Here is a 378-nt window from a genome sequence, read left to right as displayed (position 1 = left end):
TGCGACCAAAGTAAGTGGTGTCCATGATGATATTAGCAGTCTTTGGTCGTTTAACCTGATACTCGATACTGACTTTATCTAAGCGTCTTTGAATGGTTTTAAGACTACAGTGGTATTTATCAGCCAGTTGTTGGTAAGTCTGTTTACCTTGGGTATATTCAGTCCAAAGTGTTTGGTTATTGAGTCTTTTGCCACCTAAAAACTGCCGTCTGCAAGCTAGGCATTGATACTGCTGTTTGCCAAGCTTACGTCCATTCTTCTTGGTGTGTTTATCACTACAAAAAGGGCAGTTTTTTGATTCATGGCGTTCATTCCTTGCAAATATAGACAGTATATAGCGTTAGACCCTATGACAGCATGAATAATGTCCATTACACC

Annotated in this window: 1 protein-coding gene; it reads right to left on the bottom strand. The window is 39.7% G+C overall.

Annotation, left to right across the window (positions count from 1 at the left end; all coding sequences use genetic code 11):
* Window positions 1–325 (bottom strand): transposase (locus tag ACT3TU_RS14390; protein WP_444784549.1); only part of this gene is annotated, 325 nt, incomplete at its 3' end.
* Between the last annotated feature and the right edge of the window lie 53 nt (window positions 326–378).

This window comes from Psychrobacter sp. AOP3-A1-26, from assembly GCF_052378235.1.
In the GTDB taxonomy this organism is placed as follows: domain Bacteria; phylum Pseudomonadota; class Gammaproteobacteria; order Pseudomonadales; family Moraxellaceae; genus Psychrobacter.
Note: the sequence above shows the minus strand (reverse complement) of the source record. Positions and strands in the feature narration are given on the sequence as shown.